We start from the raw sequence: 20505 nt of genomic DNA on the forward strand, positions 1-20505 counted from the left end.
CGCGGTGCCGGACGCCCTCGACGCGGCCCTGGTACGCCGCGGGGCCAGGACCGCCCGGCGAGGACGGCCCGAGCCCCTGCCGGCAGGTCACCCCACGGACGAGTAGGCGACCACACCACGCAGCAACTGCTCGACCGCCTTGCGGGCGGCCTTGGCCACGGTCGACCCCTCCCCGGGAGCCGCGGCGGAGATCTGCCCGAGCACGTCGATGACCTGCTTGCACCACCGCACGAAGTCCCCGGCCGGCATCTCCGCCTCCCGCAGCACCTCGTCGAGCCCCTTGCCGGACGCCCACATGTACGCGGCCCAGGCAAACCCGAGATCCGGCTCCCGCTGCCCGACGCCCTCGGTCTGGCTGATCCGGAACTCCTCCTCCAGCCCGTCGAGCCGGCCCCAGATGCGGACCATCTCACCGAGCGCGGCCTTGGCCTTGCCGGAGGGCAGCTTCGGCGCCATGGCGTCGTCGCCGACGCGGGCCTCGTACACCAACGCCGAGACACAGGCGGCGAGTTCGGCGGGGGCCAGTCCCTCCCAGACCCGCTCGCGCAGGCACTCGCTGGCCAGCAGGTCCAGTTCGCCGTAGAGCCGCGCGAGCCGCTTGCCGTGCTCGGTGACCTCGTCACCGCGCAGGTAGTCCAGCTCGGTCAGCAGGGCGACGATCCGGTCGAAGGTCCGCGCGATGGTGTTCGTACGGCCCTCGATGCGCCGCTCCAGCTGCGAGGTGTCGCGCATCAGCCGGTGGTAGCGCTCGGCCCAGCGGGCGTGGTCCTCACGGTCGTTGCATCCGTGGCAGGGATGCGCGCGGATCGCCGTGCGCAGCCGAGCGATCTCCCGGTCGTCGGCGGCCTGGGACCGCTTCTTGCGCGCCCGCTCCGGGGGGATGTGCCCGGCCTTGGTCCGCAGCGCGGAGGCGAGGTCCCGACGCGACTGCGGCGAGCGCGGGTTGAAGGTCTTCGGGATCCGCATCCGGTCCAGCGGCTCGACCGGCACCGGGAAGTCCATCGACGCCAGCCGCTTGACCTGCCGTTCGGCGGTCAGCACCAGCGGCCGCGGCCCGTCGTGGTGGTCGAAGCCGCGGTGGCCGTTGGACCGGCCCGCGGGCAGGCCGGGGTCCAGGACCAGGGCGAGGCCCGCGTACTTGCCGGTGGGCACGTGGATGACATCGCCCGGCTTCAGCTTCTCCAGGGCGACGGCGGCCTCGGCCCGGCGCTCGGCGGCGCCCTGTCGGGCCAGCTCGGTCTCCCGGTCCTTCAGCTCGCGGCGCAGCCGCGCGTACTCCTCGAAGTCGCCGAGGTGACAGGTCATCGAGGCCTTGTAACCGGCCAGCCCCTCCTCGTTGCGCTGCACCTGGCGCGAGATGCCCACGACCGACTTGTCGGCCTGGAACTGGGCGAAGGAGGTCTCCAGCAGCTCGCGCGAGCGGTGCCGGCCGAACTGCTCGACCAGGTTGACCGCCATGTTGTACGACGGCTTGAAGCTGGAGCGCAGCGGGTACGTGCGCGTGCCCGCGAGACCGGCGAGGTGCTCGGGGCTCATGCCGCGCTGCCACAGCACCACGGCGTGGCCCTCGACGTCGATGCCGCGGCGGCCGGCCCGGCCCGTCAGCTGGGTGTACTCACCGGGTGTGATGTCGGCGTGCTGCTCGCCGTTCCACTTGACGAGCTTCTCCAGCACCACCGAGCGGGCGGGCATGTTGATGCCGAGCGCGAGGGTCTCGGTGGCGAACACGGCCTTGACCAGACCGCGTACGAACAGCTCCTCCACGACCTCCTTGAAGGTCGGCAGCATGCCCGCGTGATGGGCGGCGATGCCGCGCTCCAGGCCCTCCAGCCATTCGTAGTAGCCGAGGACGTGCAGGTCCTCGGTCGGAATGGAGGCGGTGCGCTCCTCGACCAGGGCGCGGACCTGCTCGCGGGCCTCCTCGTCGTTGAGCCGCAGTCCCGCGTACAGGCACTGCTGGACGGCGGCCTCGCAGGCGGCTCGGCTGAAGATGAAGGTGATGGCCGGGAGCAGACCCTCGGAGTCGAGCCGTTCGATGACCTCGGGGCGGCCCGGGGTCCACACGCGCGAGCGCTGTCTGCGCTCGCGCTCCCGGTCGGCCTCGCGCATCGCCCGGCCGCGCCTGCGGTCCTGGAACGACGGCCGGGTGGCCTCCATCCGGGCCAGCCGGACCAGGTCGGGGTTGACGGCCTTCTTGTGGCCCTCCCCCTCCTCGAACAGGTCGTACATCCGGCGCCCGGCGAGCACGTGCTGGAACAGCGGCACGGGACGGTGCTCGGAGACGATCACCTCGGTGTCGCCGCGGACGGTGTCCAGCCAGTCACCGAACTCCTCCGCGTTGGACACGGTGGCGGAGAGCGAGACCAGGGTCACCGACTCGGGCAGGTGGATGATCACCTCCTCCCAGACGGCGCCGCGGAAGCGGTCGGAGAGGTAGTGCACCTCGTCCATGACCACGTAGCCGAGGCCGAGGAGGGTCTGCGAGCCGGCGTAGAGCATGTTCCGCAGCACCTCGGTGGTCATCACGACCACCGGGGCGTCGGAGTTCACGCTGTTGTCGCCGGTGAGCAGGCCCACCTTGCCGGTGCCGTAGCGGCGGCACAGGTCGGCGTACTTCTGGTTCGACAGCGCCTTGATGGGTGTCGTGTAGAAGCACTTCTTGCCCTGCCGCAGGGCGAGGTGGACGGCGAACTCGCCCACGATCGTCTTGCCCGAGCCGGTGGGGGCGGCCACCAGAACGCCCTTCCCGGCTTCGAGCGCCTGGCAGGCCTCGATCTGGAAGGGGTCGAGGCCGAAGTCGTACATCTCGCGGAAGGAGGCGAGCGCGGTGGCCTGCTCGGCTGCCCGCCTGCGGGCTGCCGCGTACCGCTCGGCCGGTGAGAGGTCCTCTGTCATCGTACTTTCGAGCGTACCGGGCCCCACTGACAACAGGACGATCATTATCCGGATCACCCTGCGGACGACGGCCGGAGGGTGAGAAGACCGCAAGAATCGCGACGGAAGGGCCGGTGGGACACGGATGCCCCCGTCCTCGGGGGGCGGGGGCATCGCGTGGCGGCTCGGTGAGGACTCAGGTCACGTCACGTCGTCGTATCCGTTGACCCGGTCGGTGCTCGTCTGCTCGGGCAGGGCCCGGTTGGCCGAGACGGGCTCGACGTCGCCGATGTCCTCGGGCGTGAGGTCCAGCTCGGAGGCCTCGTCGTCCGCGGGGCCCGCGGCCTCTCGACGGCGCCGGCGCCTGTCGTTGAGCAGTGAGAAGGCGACCGCGCCGAAGTACAGCACCCAGATCGGCCCGGCGAGGGCCAGCATGGACAGCGGGTCGGTGCTCGGGGTGGCCACGGCCGCGAAGACCGTGATGCCGAGGATCATCGCGCGCCACCAGCCGAGCATGCGCCGGCCGGTCAGCACCCCGGTGAGGTTGAGCATGATCAGCAGCAGCGGCAGCTCGAAGGAGAGGCCGAAGACGACCACCATGCGGGTGACCAGCTGGAGCAGGTCGTCGAGCGGCAGGAAGTTCCTGATGGACCCGCTCGGCGTGAAGTCGATCAGCACCTTCGCGGTGGTGGGCAGCACCTTGTACGCGAAGAAGGCACCACCGAAGAACAGCGGGGCGCCGGTGAAGACGAAGGCGTAGGCGTACTTCTTCTCGTGCCGGTGCAGACCCGGCGCGACGAAGGCCCACAGCTGGTACAGCCAGATCGGCGAGGCCAGCACGACGCCCGCCATCAGGGAGACCTGGAGGGCCAGCGTGAACGGGGCGAGGAGACCGTTGATCGTGATCTCCGCGCACTGGTGCTTGCCGCTGGCCTTCGCCAGCTCCTCGAAGGTCTCCGGGCAACCGATCGAGTCGAGGATGGGCCTCGTCAGGAAGTTGATGATGTCGTTGTAGAAGAAGGCGGCGACGACCGTCACGACGACGATGGCCAGCATGGCCTTCGCGAGCCGGTTGCGGAGCTCACGAAGGTGATCCGCGAGGGGCATCCGCCCCTCGGGATCCTTCTCCTTGTTGCGGGCAGGCTTGAGCAACCCACGTCCTCATCTCGTGCGGCAGGCCGGGGGTTTCCGGCCGTGCGTCAGCGCTGGGTGGTGTCCGTCGGCTCGTTGACCGGCCGCGAGCTGGTCACGTCACCGGGGGCCGCCTGGATGGTGCGCTGCGCCGGAGGCTGCTCGCCCGTGGTGGGCGCCTGGGCGGACGCGTTGCCGCCCTCTTCCTTCATCGCCTTGGCCTCGCTCTTGAGGATGCGCGCGGACTTGCCGAGCGAGCGGGCCATGTCCGGAAGCTTCTTCGCGCCGAACAGCAGGATGATGACGACGAGGATGAGAATGATCTCGGGAGCTCCGAGCCTTCCGAACATAAGTCTTTACCTTCTCACCGAGGCGGCTGGGTGGGGTGCTGTCCGACCAGTCGGACATGTGTCCGATGGTCATGCTGGCAGCGATCGTAACGCTCAGGGGTAAACGTGAGGCAATCCCCGTGCGTACTCCCGGTCCACGATGCGGGCCTCGTTCTCCACACCGCGACCAGCAGCGTACCTGTCCCCCAGGGCAGCATGACAGGGCGAAGTGACGCAAAGCGCTTGCGTCGCCGGTCTCACAGGCACCGTCCGGCACTGCTCACAGGGCGTCCACGGCGCGGGCCGCGCGCACGGACGCCCGCTCCAGATCCTCGGCAGCCCTGTTGATACGGCGTGCGGAGTCCGCGACCTGTTCCCCGAGGCGTCGCGCCTCCAGGAACACCCGCACGGCCAGCACCCCCAGGACGGCGACACCCAGGAAACCCATCGCTACCGCGAACATCGGCCAGAACATGACGCCGAGCCTAGACGCTCCGCCGACGCGGGGCGCGGGGGGCTACACCGTGGAGTGCAGCCGCAGGGTCCTGACCCCGCCGCCGGTGAGCAGTTCGACGATCCGCTCCCCGGCGGGCTTGCGGACCGCGGCACCGCAGTCGGGGCAGGTGAAGGAGTAGAACGTCGTCCGGCTGCTGGCGCCGATGGCGAGGCGCAGCGCGCCGGCGGCGAGCTCGAAGCGGCCGCGGCAGTCCGGGCAGCCGGCCCTGAACATCACCGGGACCGCTCTTCTCATGCCGGCGAAGGCGGTCGCCACCGTCATCTCACCCGCACGCTCGCTCACAGGCCTCGCTCCTTCTTCCGGTCGTTCACCAGGCGCGCCGCTGGGAGTGGCCGCGTAGTGCCGTTCCACGTCAGCGGCGCCCCGGGGGCTTGTCGCGCGGTCCCCCGCGCCCTACGGGCGCGCCTCACTGTCCGGAGCCGCCGGGGGCTCCGTGTCGTACGCCGCCAGCGCCTCCGCCGCCGCTCTCCGGGCGCTCTCGGCGAGCTCCGGCGGGGAGACGATCCGGCCGTCACGGCCGAGGCGCAGGGCGAGCCGGCGCAGGGAGGCCGGGTCGGGGGCGCGCAGGGTGATACGCAGCCCGCCGTCGGAAAGCTCATCGGCGCTGTCGTGCGGGTAGTACTCGGCGACCCAGCGGCCACCGGGGCCGACCTCGACCACGACCTCGGGGTCCTCGGCGGCCGGCTGCACCAGTCCCTCGGAGAGGTCGCGCAGTTCTATCTCGGGCGGGGCCGAGGGCGCGTCGAGGATCCTGATCTCGGCGACCCGGTCGAGGCGGAAGGTGCGCCGGGCCTCGGAGCGGCGGCACCAGGCCTCCACATAGGTGTGGCCGACGCTGACCAGGCGGATCGGGTCGATCTCGCGCTCGGTGACCTCGTCCCGGGCCGGGGAGTAGTAGCGGATCCACAGCCGGCGGCGCTCGGAGATCGCCCGGTCGACGTCGGCGAAGACACCGCCCTCGGACTCGAAGGTCACCGACAGCCGGGAGCTGGCACCGGCGGCCTCACCGGCCGCGGCCTCCACCTTGGCGGTGGCCCGCAGCAGGGCCTGGCGGTCGCTCTCCCTGAGGCCGGGCAGGGTCGACACCGCGCGGGCGGCGACCAGCAGCGCGGTGGCCTCGTCGGCGGCGAGCCGGAGCGGTTCGGCCGCCTCCTCGCCGAGCGCGGCCGGGTTGTGCCACCAGATGCGCTCACCGTCGGTGTCGATGTCCAGCAGGTCGCCGCCGCGGAAGCTCGTGCCGCACATGGGCAGCAGATCGAGGTCGGCGACCAGCTCGTCCTCGGTGATGCCGAAGGCCCGCGCCACGTCGGCGATCCGGGCGCCGGGGCGCTCCCTGAGATACGTCACCAGGGAGAGCATCCGCCGCGTCTGGTCGATGGCGTTGACCGTCCTGGCCGGTTTGACTGCCACAGTCCCCTCCCCCTCAGCCCTTGGCCACGGCGCGCAGCCGGTCCACCACGTCGGCCCGCAGCTCGGCCGGTTCCAGGACCACCACGTCCGGGCCGAACTCCACCAGCCAGGCGTCCAGGCCGTGCCCGTACGGAATCTCCAACTCGTCCCAGCCGTCGCCGAGTTCCCGGACCTTGGTGGCCTTCGCCCGAAGGGGGTAACCGGCGCCGGAGCGCAGCCGGATCAGCGCCGAGCGGTCTGCTGTCTCACCGGCCCACCCCGCGACGGTCTCACGCACGGTGACGACGTCCGGCACGGGCGCGGTGAAGCCCGTACCCCGGGAGCGGACCTTGCCGGTGATCCGGGAGAGCCGGAAGACGCGTTCGGCACCCCGGTCGCGGTCGAAGCCGGCCAGGTACCAGTGGCCGCGCCAGCACTCCAGCGCCCACGGCTCGACGTGCCGGGGCTCGGGGCGGGCGGCGGAGGCCTTGCGGTACTCGAAGACCACCGGGCGGCGGTCGCGGCAGGCCAGCATCAGCGGCTCGAAGGCGGCCTCGTGCACCGGGATGCGCGGCTCCAGGGCGCCGTGCGCCTCATAGGGGTCGACGTCCTCGGGGAGCCCGGCGGCGCGCAGCTTCTGCAGGGCGCCGCTGGCGGCCCCCGCCAGCCGGGCCTGCTGCCAGACCTTGGCGGCGAGCCCGAGAGCGGCGGCCTCCTCGGCGTCCAGGGTGATGGGGGGCAGGCGGTTGCTGTCGCGGCGGGCGAGGTAGCCGACCTCGCCGTCGAGGTTCTCGACGGTCTCGATGACCAGGCCCAATTCCCGCAGGTCGTCCTTGTCCCGCTCGAACATGCGGTTGAAGGAGTCGTCGCTGCCCGCTTCCAGGTAGGCCTCGATGGACTCGCGCAGCTCCCGCTTGCTGAGCGGCCGCCGCGTCCCGAGCAGACACAGCGCGAGGTTCATCAGCCGCTCGGCCTTGGCAATGGCCATCGACGCCCTTCGCCTTCCCTATGGTGCTTCCGACCGATGACCGTACCGCTCCGCGGGGCGGTGGCAAAAGCCGAGGGCCCATGCCCGAGCAGGCATGGGCCCCAGGTGATCGGTTCCGGTCGGACCCGGCCGGCCGACCGGGCGTGGATCAGACGCCGAGCAGGTCGACCACGAAGATGAGGGTCTCGCCGGGCTTAATCGCCGGGGTCGGGCTCTGGTTGCCGTAGGCGAGGTGGGCGGGGATGGTCAGCTGGCGGCGGCCACCGACCTTCATGCCCTGCACGCCCTGGTCCCAGCCCTTGATGACCCGGCCGGCACCCAGCGGGAAGCGGAACGGGGTGCCCCGGTTCCAGCTGGCGTCGAACTCCTCGCCGGTGCTGAAGGCGACGCCCACGTAGTGCACGGTGACGTTCTGGCCCGCCTGCGCGACCGGCCCGTCGCCCTCCCAGATGTCCTTGATCTCCAGGTCCGCCGGGGGCTCGCCGCCCGGGAAGTCGATCTCGGGCTTGTCGATGCTCACGTCAAAAGCTCCTGCTTGTGTACGACACGAAACGTGGACAGTCTTTCATCATCGCGGGCCTCCCGCCCGCCGCAGGTGTCCCGGGCGTCACATCGCCGCGAGGATGTCCACGGTGAACACGAGGGTGGCGCCCTTCTTGATGACTCCGCCGCTCGGCGGGTTGTCGCCGTACCCCAGGTCCGGCGGGACGACGATCAGGACCCGGCTGCCCACCTTCTTGCCGGTCAGACCCTGGGCGAGGCCCTTGACCGCCTGCTGCATCTGCTCCAGCGAGAACTGGCTGAGCCGGCCGGAGCCGTACGTCCGCTGGAAGGTCTTGCCGCCGTCCCAGACCAGGCCCTGGAACTGGCACAGGACCGTCTGGTCGGACTTCAGCTCGGGACCGTCGCCCTCCAGGACGTACTCCGACACGAGCTTCTTCGGCGGATCGGCCTTCGGAACGGTGACCTTGGGCACCTGGCCGTCGGTGTTGGTGGCCACCTTCGGCAGGGCGGCGTCGTTCTGCGGGACCGGGGTGCCCTTGGCCGAGCTCTTGGAGTTGAAGGAGTCGATCAGGTCGATGACGAAAACCAGGGTGTCGGTGCCCTTGATGCCCGCCTGCGCGTTGCCCTCCGTGCCGTAGCCCCAGGTGGGCGGCACGGCGATCTGGACGCGGCTGCCGGTCTTCTTGCCCGCGAGGCCGTACCGCCAGCCGTCGATGATGCCGCCCTGCGCGAGCTGGATGACCAGGGGGCGCTTGCGGTCGTAGGAGTTGTCGAAGACCTTGGCCGTGCTCCAGATCTGGCCGAGGTAGTTCGCCTGGATGAAGTCGTTCTCCGCGACTGTGCGGCCACTGCCCGTGATGAGCGTCTTCACCGCGAGGTTCTTCGACGGGTCGCCCGGTCCCTTGGCGACGGTCGGCTTCTCGCCGAACTTCGTCCCCGCCGTGACCGCCGGCAGCGGCCCCTCCACGATCTTGGGTGGGGGCGCGGACGACGCCGTGGCCGACGGTGAGGCTCCGGTCTTGCTGGAGTCGGACTTGCCGTCACCGCATCCGGCGAGCGTGACCAGTCCTGCGGGAACGGCGGCGAGGAGGAGTGAGCGTCGGCGCACGGAAGAGCCTCGTAATCGGTCGATCTTGCGGATGGCGTGCGCGCAACTCTACGACTTGAGCAGGGCGCCGTACGGGAAACGTACGGCGCCCGTGTGGCGTTCCGGCACGGATATGCCGGAACGCCTGACCCACCTCCCGGTGGCTACATTCCTGCGATGAGCTTCTCCACCCGGTCGTCCACCGAACGGAACGGGTCCTTGCACAACACGGTGCGCTGTGCCTGGTCGTTGAGCTTGAGGTGCACCCAGTCGACCGTGAAGTCCCTGCGCTGTTCCTGTGCCCGCCGGATGAAGTCGCCGCGCAGCCGGGCGCGAGTGGTCTGCGGGGGAACCGACTTGCCCTCGAAGATCTTCAAGTCGTTGCAGACGCGGGCGGCTTGGCCCTTCTTCTCCAGCAGGTAGTACAGGCCACGACGGCGGTGGATGTCGTGGTAGGCGAGGTCTATCTGGGCGACCCGCGGGTGCGACATCGTCATGTTGTGCCTGGCCCGGTACCGCTCGATGAGCTTGTACTTCATGACCCAGTCGATCTCGGTCTCGATGCGGTCGAGTTCCTCGTTCTCGATCGCTTCGAGGGTGCGGCCCCACAGGTCCAGGACCTGCGCGACCGTGCCGGTGCGGATGCCCCGGCGGTCGCAGAAGTCCACGGCCTTGTCGAAGTACTCGCGCTGCACCTCCAGCGCCGAGGCCTCCCGGCCGCTGGCCAGGCGCACCTTGCGCCGGCCGGTGATGTCGTGGCTGACCTCGCGGATCGCCCGGATCGGGTTCTCCAGGGTGAGGTCGCGCATCACGGTGCCGGCCTCGATCATGCGCAGCACCAGGTCGGTGGCGCCGACCTTGAGCAGCATCGTCGTCTCGGACATGTTCGAGTCGCCGACGATGACGTGCAGCCGGCGGTAGCGCTCGGCGTCCGCGTGGGGTTCGTCGCGGGTGTTGATGATGGGCCGGGAGCGGGTCGTCGCCGAGGAGACGCCCTCCCAGATGTGCTCCGCGCGCTGGCTGACGCAGTAGACGGCGCCGCGCGGGGTCTGGAGCACCTTGCCGGCGCCGCACAGCAGCTGCCGGGTGACGAGGAAGGGGATGAGGATGTCCGCGAGCCGGGAGAACTCCCCGTGCCGGGCCACCAGGTAGTTCTCGTGGCAGCCGTAGGAGTTGCCCGCCGAGTCGGTGTTGTTCTTGAAGAGGTAGACGTCGCCTGCGATTCCCTCCTCGTGCAGGCGTCGTTCCGCGTCCACCAGGAGTCCTTCGAGAATGCGCTCGCCGGCTTTGTCGTGGGTGACCAGTTCGATCACGTTGTCACATTCGGGGGTCGCGTATTCCGGATGTGAGCCCACGTCGAGATAGAGCCGGGCGCCGTTTCGCAGAAAGACATTGCTGCTGCGGCCCCATGACACGACACGGCGGAAGAGGTACCGCGCCACCTCGTCAGGAGACAGGCGGCGCTGTCCCCTGAACGTGCACGTGACGCCGTACTCGTTCTCCAGCCCGAAAATGCGGCGGTCCATGAGGGAACATTACGCCCGATCCCCCGAGCTGAAACGGGGTTCGGCAGCACGATTTGGATCATTTTCCGATGAAGCCGCAACGATCCCGCCCCGCGCGGGAGCTGCGAGGACCCGTCCGGTGGCGAGCAGGACCAGCAGCGACACGGCCCCCGCGGCACCCGGCAGCGCGAAGCCCCACAGGGTGCCACCGGCCTGGACCACCGGCCCTGCCAGGCCCGTTCCCGCCGAGGCACCCACGGTGAACGTCGTCACGAGCCAGGAGAACGCCTCGGTGACGGTCCCGCTCGGCGCGTGCCGGTCGACGATGATGAACCCGCAGGCGATGCAGGGCGCCAGGAACACACCGGCGACCACGCTGAGCAACACCATGGCCACCGCGCCCGGCACCAGCATCAGCGGCAGATAACACACCGCCAGAAGGGCCACCAGCACTCTGAGTCGCCGTTCGGGTGCGCCGCCCCACGCGCGGGCACCGTAGACGGTGCCGCCGGCCAGCGCCCCGAGGCCCAGCCCGGCCATCAGCCAGCCGTACACCGCGTCGCCGCCGTGACCGTCCGCGTACGACACCGAGGCGACCGTGATGGAGCCCAGCGCGATGCCGACGAACAGGAAGGCGGCGAGCAGCGCGAGCAGGCCGGGCGAGCGCAGGGCACCCAGCCAGTGGGCCTCGCGCGGGGCCGAGCGCCACGCACGCGAGGGCGGCGACAGCACGACGGACAGCGCGCCGAGCACGCCCAGCAGGTTGAGCACGAGCAGGGCGGCGCGCTCGTCCCACAGGGCCACGCACAGGGTCACCAGCAGCGGGCCGACGGTGAACATCACCTCCTGCGCGATGGCGTCCATGGCGTACGCGGTGTGCACCTGCTCCTCGCGGCCCAGCACGGACGGCCACAGGGCGCGCAGGCCGCCCTCCAGGGGCGGGGTGAACAGGCCGGCCGCCGCGACGGCCGCGTAGGCGAGCGGCAGCGGTGTGGTGCCGGAGAAGGCGAAGAGGGTCATGGCCAGGGCGGCGAGGACGGCCGCGGGGAACTGGACGCGCGGCTGGCCGTACAGGTCCACGAGGCGGCCCAGCACGGGCTGGCCGACGGCGTTGGCGACCCCGTACACGGCGGCCAGGGCGCCGGCGAGGCTGTAGGTGCCGCCCTCGGCGCGGACGAAGAGCACCAGGGCGATGGCGGCGGTGGCGTTGGGCAGCCGGCCCACCAGGGTGCCGGTGAGCAGCCGCAGGGCGTGCCTCGCCCTCAGGATCTCCAGGTATCCCGTGGCCATGTCCTGCCCTCCGTGCTCGCCGGGACGCCGTGACGGCCCGAAGTGTTACGTATAACGTCCCTCTTCATACGTACCATGTGCGCTGTTCGCACGTCCAGACGACGGGGAGTCAGTGGTGGCCCGCAGCAGCACGCGCCCGACCAGCCGGGACGTCGCCCGGGCGGCCGGGGTCTCCCAGGCCGCCGTCTCCCTCGTCCTGGGCGGCAAATGGCGCGGCCGGGTGTCCGAGACCACCGCCGAGCGCGTCCGCGAGGCCGCGCGCGAGCTGGGCTACCGCCCCAACCTCGCCGCCCGCAACCTCCGCCTGGGCCGTACCCGTACCGTCCTGCTCGTGGTGCCCGCCCTGACGACGGAGTTCTTCGCCGGCGTCTACACCGGCGCCGCGCGCGTCGCGGCCGAACACGGCTTCGGCGTGGTGCTCTACCCCTCGCCCGAGGGCATCGGCCCCGCCCGCGACCCCTTCGCCTCCGCGCAGGCCGCCCTGGACGGCGTCATCGCCTCCTCCATGGCCGCCGACGCCCTCACCGCGATCCGGGGCGACCAGCTGCCCCTGGTCATGCTCGACAGCGACCCGGCGGGCAACCTGGGCGCCGCCACCGTGAACCTGGACATCGCCGACGGCGTCCGGCAGGTCGCCGCCCATCTGCTGGGCCTCGGCCACCGGCGGGTGCTGCACCTCGCCGCCGACGTGCCGTCCTGGACCTTCGAGGTGCGCGCGAGGGAGCTGGCCGCGCGCCTGGCCGCCGTGCCGGGCACCGAGGTCCGTACGGCCCGGGCCCCGATCTCCATCGAGGGCGCGCTCGCCGCCACCGAGGCCGCGCTCACCGCGCCGGGCCCCCGGCCGACGGCGGTGGTCTGCGACGACGACAAGCTCGCCGCCGGCGCCTACAAGGCTCTGCGCCGCCTGGGGCTGCGCGTCCCGGACGACATGTCCGTCACCGGCCTGGACGACCTGGCCCTTGCCACCGCCATCGACCCCGAGCTCACGACGGTACGGCTGGACGCCGAGCTGTTCGGAGAACGGGGCATGCGGGCCCTGCTGGCGGTCCTGGAGGGCCGGGAGCCGGAGGGCGGGGACATCTCCGTCGAACTGGTCGTCCGGGGCTCCACGGCCCCACCGCGCGCGTCCGCGTGAAAGCCGGGTGCCCCGACCGGAGATCCGGCCGGGGCACCCGGCGATATCTGCCGCAGGCGGCTACTCCTCCTCGGAGTCCTCGGAGCCGTCCGCGCTCTCCGCCTCCGTGCTCGCGCCGTCCGCAGCCAGCAGACGCGCGAGCTGGCGGCCGACGATGCGCTTGAACTTGCGCTTCTGCGGCCGCGTACGATCCAGCACGGCGACCTCCAGGCGCTCGGCGGGGATCTCCCGCTCGCTGCCGTTGGTGTCCCGGGACAGGGCCTGCACGGCCAGCTTGAGGGCCTCGGCGAGGCTCATGCCGTCGCGGTGGCGCTGATCCAGGAAGCTGCTGATCTGCTCCGCGTTGCCGCCCACCGCGACCGAGCCGTGCTCGTCCACGATGGAGCCGTCGTGCGGCAGCCGGTAGATCTGGTCGCCCTCGGGGGTCTCCCCCACCTCGGCCACCACCAGCTCCACCTCGTACGGCTTCTCGGCCGCGGAGGAGAAGATCGTGCCCAGCGTCTGGGCGTAGACGTTGGCCAGGCCCCGGGCGGTGACGTCGTCGCGGTCGTAGGTGTAGCCGCGCAGGTCGGCGTAGCGGACACCGCCGATGCGCAGGTTCTCGTACTCGTTGTACTTGCCGGCCGCCGCGAAGCCGATCCGGTCGTAGATCTCGCTGAACTTGTGCAGCGCGCGGGACGGGTTCTCGCCGACGAAGACGATGCCGTCGGCGTACTGCAGCACGACCAGGCTGCGGCCGCGGGCGATGCCCTTGCGGGCGTACTCCGCCCGGTCGGCCATGGCCTGCTGGGGTGAGACATAGAACGGCGTCGACACCGGTTATCCGTCCCTTTCTGTCATGGTCACTGGATCACCTTGATAAGAACCGGGCCCGCGGTCAGAGCAGGGCGGCCTTGGGGCCGTCGGGCTCCTCCAGGCGCCTCTGGAGCACCGCGCGGGCGATCTCGGACGACTCGTCCTCGGTGAGCCGGCGGAAGCCGTCCTCGGTGATCACGGTGATGATCGGGTAGATCCGGCGGGCGACATCGGGACCACCGGTCGCCGAGTCGTCGTCAGCCGCGTCGTAGAGAGCCTGCACCACGAGGGTGGTGGCCTGCTCCTCGGTGAGGTTGTCACGGAACAGCTTCTTCATCGCACCGCGCGCGAAGATCGAGCCGGAGCCCGTCGCCGCGAAGTTGTGCTCCTCGGAACGGCCGCCCGTGACGTCGTAGGAGAAGATGCGCCCCTTCTCGCGGTCCAGGTCGTACCCCGCGAATAGGGGCACCACGGCCAGGCCCTGCATGGCCATGCCGAGGTTGGAACGGATCATGGTCGACAGCCGGTTCGCCTTGCCCTCCAGGGACAGCTGGGCACCCTCGACCTTCTCGAAGTGCTCCAGCTCCAGCTGGAACAGCTTGACCATCTCGACGGCCAGGCCGGCGGTGCCGGCGATACCCACGGCCGAGTACTCGTCGGCCGGGAACACCTTCTCGATGTCCCGCTGCGCGATCACATTGCCCATCGTGGCCCGGCGGTCACCGGCGAGCACCACGCCACCGGGGAAGGTCACGGCCACGATGGTCGTGCCGTGCGGCGCCTCGATCACGCCCTTGGTGGGCGGCAGCTGCCGGTTGCCGGGCAGCAGCTCGGGCTGGTGCTCGGCGAGGAAGTCCATGAACGAAGAGGATCCTGGCGTCAGGAAGGCAGCTGGTAGACGCCCGGTGCCACGAGAGTTGGCTTCCACGAGTTTCCTTCCACGTATACAGCAGCCCGCCTTATGACATCGGGCCGATCCTTGAACTGCCCCAGCGCTGCGTTGCAGCTGAAGCACAGTACGCCACGGACCCTACCCGTCTCATGGCAGTGATCCACATGCTCGGCGGAGGCCGCGAGACAGATGCAACAGATGCCTCGCTGCTCCGCGATCATGGCGTCCAGCTCAGACGGCGTGAGGCCGTACTTCCGCTTGAAGTAGCTGATGCGGTTCCGTTCTGCTCGGCACGTACGGCAGTAACTGGACCAGCCATCCGAGGACGACTTGTTGGGCTCCCACTCGGAGTGGGGTTTGATCGCTTCGCACTGCGGACACCGCTTGTGCCCCGGGGGGACCGGCACCCGCTGCCGAACCACCCTGCCCTTGGCCTGCCGGCGCTGCCGGTAGTACTCGGCAGAGCACTCACGGCAGTACGCCTGAAGACCGTCGGGCATCGACCGGTTTGCAGCGAAAGCTGCCCGCGGCAGGTTGCGCTTGCACCGCGAGCAGCGCCGCAGCTCCGTCTCTTCCACTACCCGAACCCCCGCCCCGAACCTTCGATCCGAAGGCAAAGGGGCTCTACTGCCCACCCTTCTGAACGAACGACCTCACGAAATCCTCAGCATTCTCTTCGAGTACGTCGTCGATCTCGTCCAGAACCGAGTCCACGTCGTCGCTCAGCTTCTCGTGTCGTTCCTTGAGGTCCTCCGAGGCCTGCGCGTCCTGCGCCTGCTCCTCGACCTCCTCGGTGGACCGCGTGGCCTTCTGCTGGCCGCCGCCGGTGTCCTTGGTTGCCATAACCCTCACCCCGCTCAGTTCGCCTGCCGATCGGTGATGATCAGACCCTACAAGCCGGGTCCGACATCGGCCCCGCAGTTTCTGCAACGTACGGGGGCCACCCCGATGATTCCCGGGCGGTGGGGTTTCCACCCCGGCCGCCCGGGCGCACCGAGTACCCCCCTGGCTCCGCTCACCCGCCGGACAGGACCCTGACCAGGTCTTCCGCGGTACGGCAGCGGTCCAGGAGCTCCTTGACGTGATTTCGCGTTCCGCGTAGCGGTTCCAGGGTTGGAACGCGCTGGAGCGAGTCGCGGCCGGGGAGGTCGAAGATGACCGAGTCCCAGGAGGCGGCCGCGACGTCGTCCGCGTACTGCTCCAGGCAGCGTCCGCGGAAGTATGCGCGTGTGTCCTCCGGCGGCTTCGTACGGGCCCTGTCGACCTCGGACTCGTCCAGCAGCCGCTTCATGCGTCCGCGGGCCACCAGGCGGTTGTACAGGCCCTTCTCGGCGCGTACGTCCGCGTACTGGAGGTCGACCAGGTGCAGCCGGGCCGCGTCCCAGTCCAGGTTGTCGCGGCGGCGGTAGCCCTCCATCAGCTCCCGCTTGGCGACCCAGTCCAGCTCGCCGGCCAGGCTCATCGGGTCGTTCTCCAGCCGGGTGAGGGTGTCCTCCCAGCGGCTGAGGACGTCCTTGGTCTGGTCGTCGGCGTCGGCGCCGAAGCGCTCCTCGACGTACTTGCGGGCCAGCTCGAAGTACTCCATCTGCAACTGGACCGCGGTGAGGGTGCGCCCGCTGCGCAGGGTGACCAGGCGCTTGAGCGACGGGTCGTGCGAGACCTGGTGGAGGGTGCGCACGGGCTGGTCGACGGCGAGGTCCACGGCGATGAAGCCGTCCTCGATCATGGACAGGACCAGGGCGGTCGTGCCCAGCTTGAGGTACGTCGAGATCTCGGAGAGGTTCGCGTCGCCGATGATCACGTGCAGCCGCCGGTACTTCTCGGCGTCCGCGTGCGGCTCGTCGCGGGTGTTGATGATCGGCCGCTTGAGGGTGGTCTCCAGGCCGACCTCGACCTCGAAGTAGTCCGCGCGCTGGCTGATCTGGAAGCCGTGCTCGTGCCCGTCCTGGCCGATGCCGACGCGGCCGGCTCCGGCGAAGACCTGGCGGGAGACGAAGAAGGGCGTGAGGTGGCGCACGATGTCCGAGAAGGGGGTCTCCCGCTTCATCAGGTAGTTCTCGTGCGTGCCGTAGGAGGCGCCCTTGTTGTCGGTGTTGTTCTTGTAGAGGTGGATCGGCTGGGCACCGGGCAGCTGCGCGGCGCGCTCGGCGGCCTCGGCCATGATGCGCTCGCCGGCCTTGTCCCAGAGGACGGCGTCGCGGGGGTTGGTGACCTCGGGCGCGCTGTACTCGGGGTGGGCGTGGTCGACGTAGAGACGCGCGCCGTTGGTGAGGATCACGTTGGCCAGCCCGATGTCCTCGTCGGTGAGCTGGCTGGCGTCGGCGGTCTCCCGGGCGAGGTCGAAGCCTCGCGCGTCGCGCAGCGGGTTCTCCTCCTCGAAGTCCCAGCGGGCCCGGCGGGCCCGGTGCATCGCCGCCGCGTAGGCGTTGACGATCTGGGACGAGGTGAGCATGGCATTGGCGTTCGGGTGGCCGGGGACGGAGATCCCGTACTCCGTCTCGATGCCCATTACTCGCCGTACGGTCATGCGGCCCTCCTTGCCCGGCGGCACCCTCGGTCGTGGGCGCCGCTCACGTACCGCTGGCGCTCCGGTGCGTGTGCGGTGCCCGTCCCCGCACGGCGCGACTCGGCGGCAGGAACGAGCCTAGAACGCCTTTGCGCTGGTGGGGAGATCATTTGCGTCATTGGCTGCTCCGGTCGTGGCCCGAAAAACAGTCGGCTGCGGGTACCCGGTGAGGGCACCCGCAGCCGCCCTGCCGTTACAGGTACTGACCGGTGTTCGCCACCGTGTCGATGGAGCGTCCGGTGTCCGCGCCCTGCTTTCCGGTGATGAGGGTACGGATGTACACGATCCGCTCGCCCTTCTTTCCGGAGATCCGGGCCCAGTCGTCCGGGTTGGTGGTGTTGGGCAGGTCCTCGTTCTCCTTGAACTCGTCCACGCAGGCCTGGAGCAGGTGCGAGACGCGGAGGCCCTTCTGGCTCTTCTCCAGGAAGTCCTTGATCGCCATCTTCTTGGCGCGGCCCACGATGTTCTCGATCATGGCGCCGGAGTTGAAGTCCTTGAAGTACAGGACTTCCTTGTCACCGTTGGCGTAGGTGACCTCCAGGAAGCGGTTCTCCTCGGATTCGGCGTACATGTGCTCGACCGCGGTCTGGATCATGCCCTGGACCGTGGAGCCCTTGTCGCCGCCGTGTTCGGCGAGGTCGTCCGCGTGCAGCGGCAGACGTTCGGTGAGGTACTTGCCGAAGATGTCCTTCGCCGCCTCCGCGTCCGGGCGCTCGATCTTGATCTTCACATCGAGCCGGCCGGGGCGCAGGATGGCGGGGTCGATCATGTCCTCGCGGTTGGAGGCGCCGATCACGACCACGTTCTGCAGGCCCTCCACGCCGTCGATCTCGGCGAGCAGCTGGGGGACGATGGTGTTCTCCACGTCCGAGCTGACACCGGAGCCGCGGGTGCGGAAGAGGGATTCCATCTCGTCGAAGAAGACGATCACGGGGGTGCCCTCGCTGGCCTTCTCACGGGCACGCTGGAAGACGAGGCGGATCTGCCGCTCGGTCTCGCCGACGTACTTGTTGAGCAGCTCGGGGCCCTTGATGTTCAGGAAGAAGCTCTTGCCCGCGGCCTGGCCGGTGACCTCGGCGACCTTCTTGGCCAGCGAGTTCGCCACGGCCTTGGCGATGAGCGTCTTGCCGCAGCCGGGCGGGCCGTAGAGCAGGACGCCCTTGGGCGGGCGCAGCTCGTGCTCCTTGAACAGGTCCGGGTAGAGGTACGGCAGCTCGACCGCGTCCCGGATGGCCTCGATCTGGTTGCCGAGGCCGCCGATCTGCTCGTAGCCGATGTCGGGGACCTCTTCGAGGACCAGTTCCTCGACCTCGCTCTTGGGCACGACCTCGTAGACGTAGCCGGAGCGGGGTTCGAGCAGCAACGCGTCGCCGGCGCGGATGGTGACGTCCAGCAGCGGCTCGGCGAGCCGTACCACCCGCTCCTCGTCGGTGTGCCCGAGTACCAGGGCGCGCTCGCCGTCCTCCAGGATCTCCTTGAGGGTGACGATGTCGCCGACGCGCTCGAACTCCATGGCCTCGACCACGTTGAGCGCTTCGTTGAGCATGACCTCCTGGCCGCGCCGCAGCTCGTCGACCTCGACGCTGGGGCTGACGTTCACCCGGAGCTTGCGGCCGCCGGTGAAGATATCGGCGGTGCCGTCCTCGTTGGCCTGCAGGAAGACACCGAAGCCGGCCGGTGGCTGGGCGAGCCGGTCGACCTCCTCCTTGAGGGCCACGATCTGGTCGCGGGCCTCGCGGAGGGTGTTGGCCAGTCGCTCGTTCTGGGCGGACACGCCGGCCAGGTTGGTCTGCAGCTCGACGATCCGCTCTTCGAGAATCCTCGTGTGGCGCGGAGAGTCGGCGAGCTTGCGGCGCAGGACGGCGATCTCCTGCTCAAGGTAGGCGATCTGCCCGGCCGGGTCGTCGGACCCGCGTCCCGGGCGGATGCCGCGGTTCATGTCGTCGTCGTGGGCTGCCACGGTCCTCACCTCCTCCAAGGGGAGCTGGACGCTTCCAGACCCTACCTGGGCTGGTGTCGATTGAAACCCCTAGATCACAAAGACTGTCAAGGTGTGTCGTCGGTCACCCGGTGCACACTCCCTCGCACGGAGGGGATACCCACTCAACGTGAAGGGAAAGCAGCTTGTTCCATGCATGGCGTGGTCGAATCCCTTCATCACTGACCGGAGTTGTCCGCACCCGACCGATCGGCCCGTATCCGGGCAGCACACAGAGCGCTCGTACGATCATCACGCAGAGCGACGGCAGCGGCGGATGGTGTCACCGCCGTGGCGGCCTGAAGTGATCGACCCGGCCGCCGGGGAACCCCTTTCCCGGTCCGGCGCTGGTACCCGAGCGGGCCGGGCCGGAAACCCCGCACCGGTCCCACACGGCAACAAACCGGGCGGAGGTAGGGTCGAGGGTGTTCAACAGCCGCTGGAGCGGACCCGGCTGGCCCTCGGGGTGCCGGAGCCGCCCGGCGAACCGACGGCAGGAGAGATGACCGTGCAGCAGGAGGCCCCGGGCGGCGAGGCGCTGGAGGTCTGGATCGACCAGGACCTGTGTACCGGCGACGGGATCTGCGCCCAGTACGCCCCGGAGGTGTTCGAGCTGGACATCGACGGGCTGGCCTATGTGAAGGGCGCGGACGACGAGCTGCTCCAGGCCCCCGGGGCGACCACGCCGGTGCCGCTGCCGCTGCTGACCGACGTGGTGGACTCGGCGAAGGAGTGTCCCGGCGAGTGCATCCACGTACGCCGGGTTTCGGACAAGGTCGAGGTGTACGGGCCCGACGCGGAGTGAGCCCGGTTCAGACGCTCTGGGTCCCGGCCGGGGTGGAGCGCAGGAAGGCGCTGCCGTTCCACCGCCACGAGGCCGGGGTCTTCACGTCCGGGCAGCAACTGGGCACGGCGTCCGAGGAGTAGCCGAGCAGCGTTGCGGATACCGCACGCGCGCGGAGGGCGAAGTCGGTGACCGTGAGCCGTTCCTTCGGTTCGACGAGGGTGGCGACCACGCGGGGCTTGCCGCCGTCCGCGGAGCGGGTGAGGACGTAGACCCCGTCGGGCGGGGTGCCCATGGGGGCGTCGCAGTGCACCACCGCGACGGTCTCCGGCCTGCCGTCGCCGTCCAGGTCTCCGGTGGCCTTCTTGGCGACCACCGCCTTCACGGGGCCGCAGTCCAGCGGGAACCGCACACCGGCCGTGTCCGGCGGCGCTGCGGCCGCGGCGGCGGACCTGCCCTTGGCGGCGGGGGCCGACTGGGCGGCCGTGGCCGGTCCGGGCTGGACGACGGAGGCGAGGGCCACGACACCCGCGACGGCCGTGGCGGTGGCGACCCAGTGGATGGGCCGGGTCTGGGTGTGCGCGAGCTCCGGAACGGCGGATTGCTGCACGAGGAGCGTCTCCTGTGAGGGCTGTGCCGGTGGGATGGGCTGCATGGTGCCACACGTCACAGTGCGCGGGAACGGCGGGGTCCGGGATTCCCGGCCGGATCGTGCGCGGGCGCACGCGCGCGGGGGAAGGC

General features: G+C 70.2%; 20 protein-coding genes. 2 read left to right on the forward strand and 18 right to left on the reverse strand.

The window, feature by feature from the left end; genetic code table 11:
• Positions 1-87 precede the first annotated feature (87 nt).
• From ACH4LD_RS13560 to ACH4LD_RS13610, 11 genes are all read right to left on the reverse strand, one after another.
• Complete coding sequence (locus tag ACH4LD_RS13560) at positions 88-2940, reverse strand: DEAD/DEAH box helicase (protein ID WP_398055785.1); 2853 nt, start codon at positions 2938-2940, stop codon at positions 88-90.
• A gap of 135 nt (positions 2941-3075) precedes the next feature.
• Entirely contained in the window at positions 3076-4026 is a 951-nt protein-coding gene (gene tatC, locus ACH4LD_RS13565) for a twin-arginine translocase subunit TatC (protein WP_398055784.1), read from the reverse strand.
• A gap of 47 nt (positions 4027-4073) precedes the next feature.
• Complete coding sequence (gene tatA, locus ACH4LD_RS13570; protein ID WP_103812401.1) at positions 4074-4355, reverse strand: Sec-independent protein translocase subunit TatA; 282 nt, start codon at positions 4353-4355, stop codon at positions 4074-4076.
• Between the two features lie 259 nt (positions 4356-4614).
• Positions 4615-4809 (reverse strand): hypothetical protein, encoded by a 195-nt coding sequence (locus ACH4LD_RS13575; RefSeq protein WP_103812400.1) that lies wholly within the window; start codon positions 4807-4809, stop codon positions 4615-4617.
• Positions 4810-4851: 42 nt separating this feature from the next.
• Positions 4852-5112: a hypothetical protein gene (locus tag ACH4LD_RS13580; RefSeq protein WP_037630432.1), complete on the reverse strand. Its 261-nt coding sequence runs from the start codon at positions 5110-5112 to the stop codon at positions 4852-4854.
• A gap of 132 nt (positions 5113-5244) precedes the next feature.
• A complete protein-coding gene (locus ACH4LD_RS13585) occupies positions 5245-6261 on the reverse strand; it encodes a helix-turn-helix transcriptional regulator (RefSeq protein WP_398055783.1) in 1017 nt (338 codons plus the stop codon).
• A gap of 13 nt (positions 6262-6274) precedes the next feature.
• Positions 6275-7228: a WYL domain-containing protein gene (locus ACH4LD_RS13590; protein ID WP_132786459.1), complete on the reverse strand. Its 954-nt coding sequence runs from the start codon at positions 7226-7228 to the stop codon at positions 6275-6277.
• Positions 7229-7376: 148 nt separating this feature from the next.
• Entirely contained in the window at positions 7377-7748 is a 372-nt protein-coding gene (locus ACH4LD_RS13595; RefSeq protein WP_103812397.1) for an FKBP-type peptidyl-prolyl cis-trans isomerase, read from the reverse strand.
• A gap of 87 nt (positions 7749-7835) precedes the next feature.
• Complete coding sequence (locus ACH4LD_RS13600) at positions 7836-8840, reverse strand: FKBP-type peptidyl-prolyl cis-trans isomerase (RefSeq protein ID WP_398055782.1); 1005 nt, start codon at positions 8838-8840, stop codon at positions 7836-7838.
• Positions 8841-8983: 143 nt separating this feature from the next.
• On the reverse strand, positions 8984-10345 hold the full coding sequence (gene pafA / locus ACH4LD_RS13605; RefSeq protein ID WP_398055781.1) for a Pup--protein ligase: 1362 nt from the start codon (positions 10343-10345) through the stop codon (positions 8984-8986).
• Between the two features lie 9 nt (positions 10346-10354).
• Positions 10355-11614: an MFS transporter gene (locus ACH4LD_RS13610; RefSeq protein WP_398055780.1), complete on the reverse strand. Its 1260-nt coding sequence runs from the start codon at positions 11612-11614 to the stop codon at positions 10355-10357.
• Positions 11615-11729: 115 nt separating this feature from the next.
• Here ACH4LD_RS13610 and ACH4LD_RS13615 point away from each other — a divergent pair, with 115 nt between their 5' ends.
• On the forward strand, positions 11730-12749 hold the full coding sequence (locus ACH4LD_RS13615) for a LacI family DNA-binding transcriptional regulator (RefSeq protein WP_398055779.1): 1020 nt from the start codon (positions 11730-11732) through the stop codon (positions 12747-12749).
• Between the two features lie 60 nt (positions 12750-12809).
• Here ACH4LD_RS13615 and prcA read toward each other — a convergent pair whose 3' ends face one another.
• The 6 genes from prcA to arc form a co-directional block, all read right to left on the reverse strand.
• Complete coding sequence (prcA, locus tag ACH4LD_RS13620; protein WP_103812393.1) at positions 12810-13565, reverse strand: proteasome subunit alpha; 756 nt, start codon at positions 13563-13565, stop codon at positions 12810-12812.
• Positions 13566-13626: 61 nt separating this feature from the next.
• Positions 13627-14472: a proteasome subunit beta gene (gene prcB / locus ACH4LD_RS13625; protein ID WP_132786453.1), complete on the reverse strand. Its 846-nt coding sequence runs from the start codon at positions 14470-14472 to the stop codon at positions 13627-13629.
• A complete protein-coding gene (locus ACH4LD_RS13630) occupies positions 14424-14936 on the reverse strand; it encodes an endonuclease VII domain-containing protein (protein WP_398055778.1) in 513 nt (170 codons plus the stop codon). Before ACH4LD_RS13630 ends, prcB begins: the two co-directional genes overlap by 49 nt.
• Before the next feature lie 124 nt (positions 14937-15060).
• Positions 15061-15279 carry a ubiquitin-like protein Pup gene (locus ACH4LD_RS13635; RefSeq protein WP_030608326.1) on the reverse strand — a complete coding sequence of 73 codons (219 nt, stop codon included), beginning with the start codon at positions 15277-15279 and terminating at the stop codon, positions 15061-15063.
• Positions 15280-15451: 172 nt separating this feature from the next.
• Positions 15452-16963 (reverse strand): depupylase/deamidase Dop, encoded by a 1512-nt coding sequence (dop, locus tag ACH4LD_RS13640; RefSeq protein WP_398055777.1) that lies wholly within the window; start codon positions 16961-16963, stop codon positions 15452-15454.
• Positions 16964-17195: 232 nt separating this feature from the next.
• Positions 17196-18962, reverse strand: a complete 1767-nt coding sequence (gene arc / locus ACH4LD_RS13645; RefSeq protein WP_014671692.1) for a proteasome ATPase — start codon at positions 18960-18962, stop codon at positions 17196-17198.
• A gap of 520 nt (positions 18963-19482) precedes the next feature.
• On the opposite strand from arc, the gene ACH4LD_RS13650 reads away from it, so the two are divergent.
• Positions 19483-19785, forward strand: coding sequence for a ferredoxin (locus tag ACH4LD_RS13650; protein WP_041665048.1), 303 nt, complete (start codon positions 19483-19485; stop codon positions 19783-19785).
• A 7-nt stretch (positions 19786-19792) separates the two neighbouring features.
• Here ACH4LD_RS13650 and ACH4LD_RS13655 read toward each other — a convergent pair whose 3' ends face one another.
• Entirely contained in the window at positions 19793-20374 is a 582-nt protein-coding gene (locus ACH4LD_RS13655) for a hypothetical protein (RefSeq protein ID WP_398055776.1), read from the reverse strand.
• Between the last annotated feature and the right edge of the window lie 131 nt (positions 20375-20505).

The organism is Streptomyces sp. NPDC017676 (assembly GCF_044329325.1).
Lineage (GTDB): Bacteria > Actinomycetota > Actinomycetes > Streptomycetales > Streptomycetaceae > Streptomyces.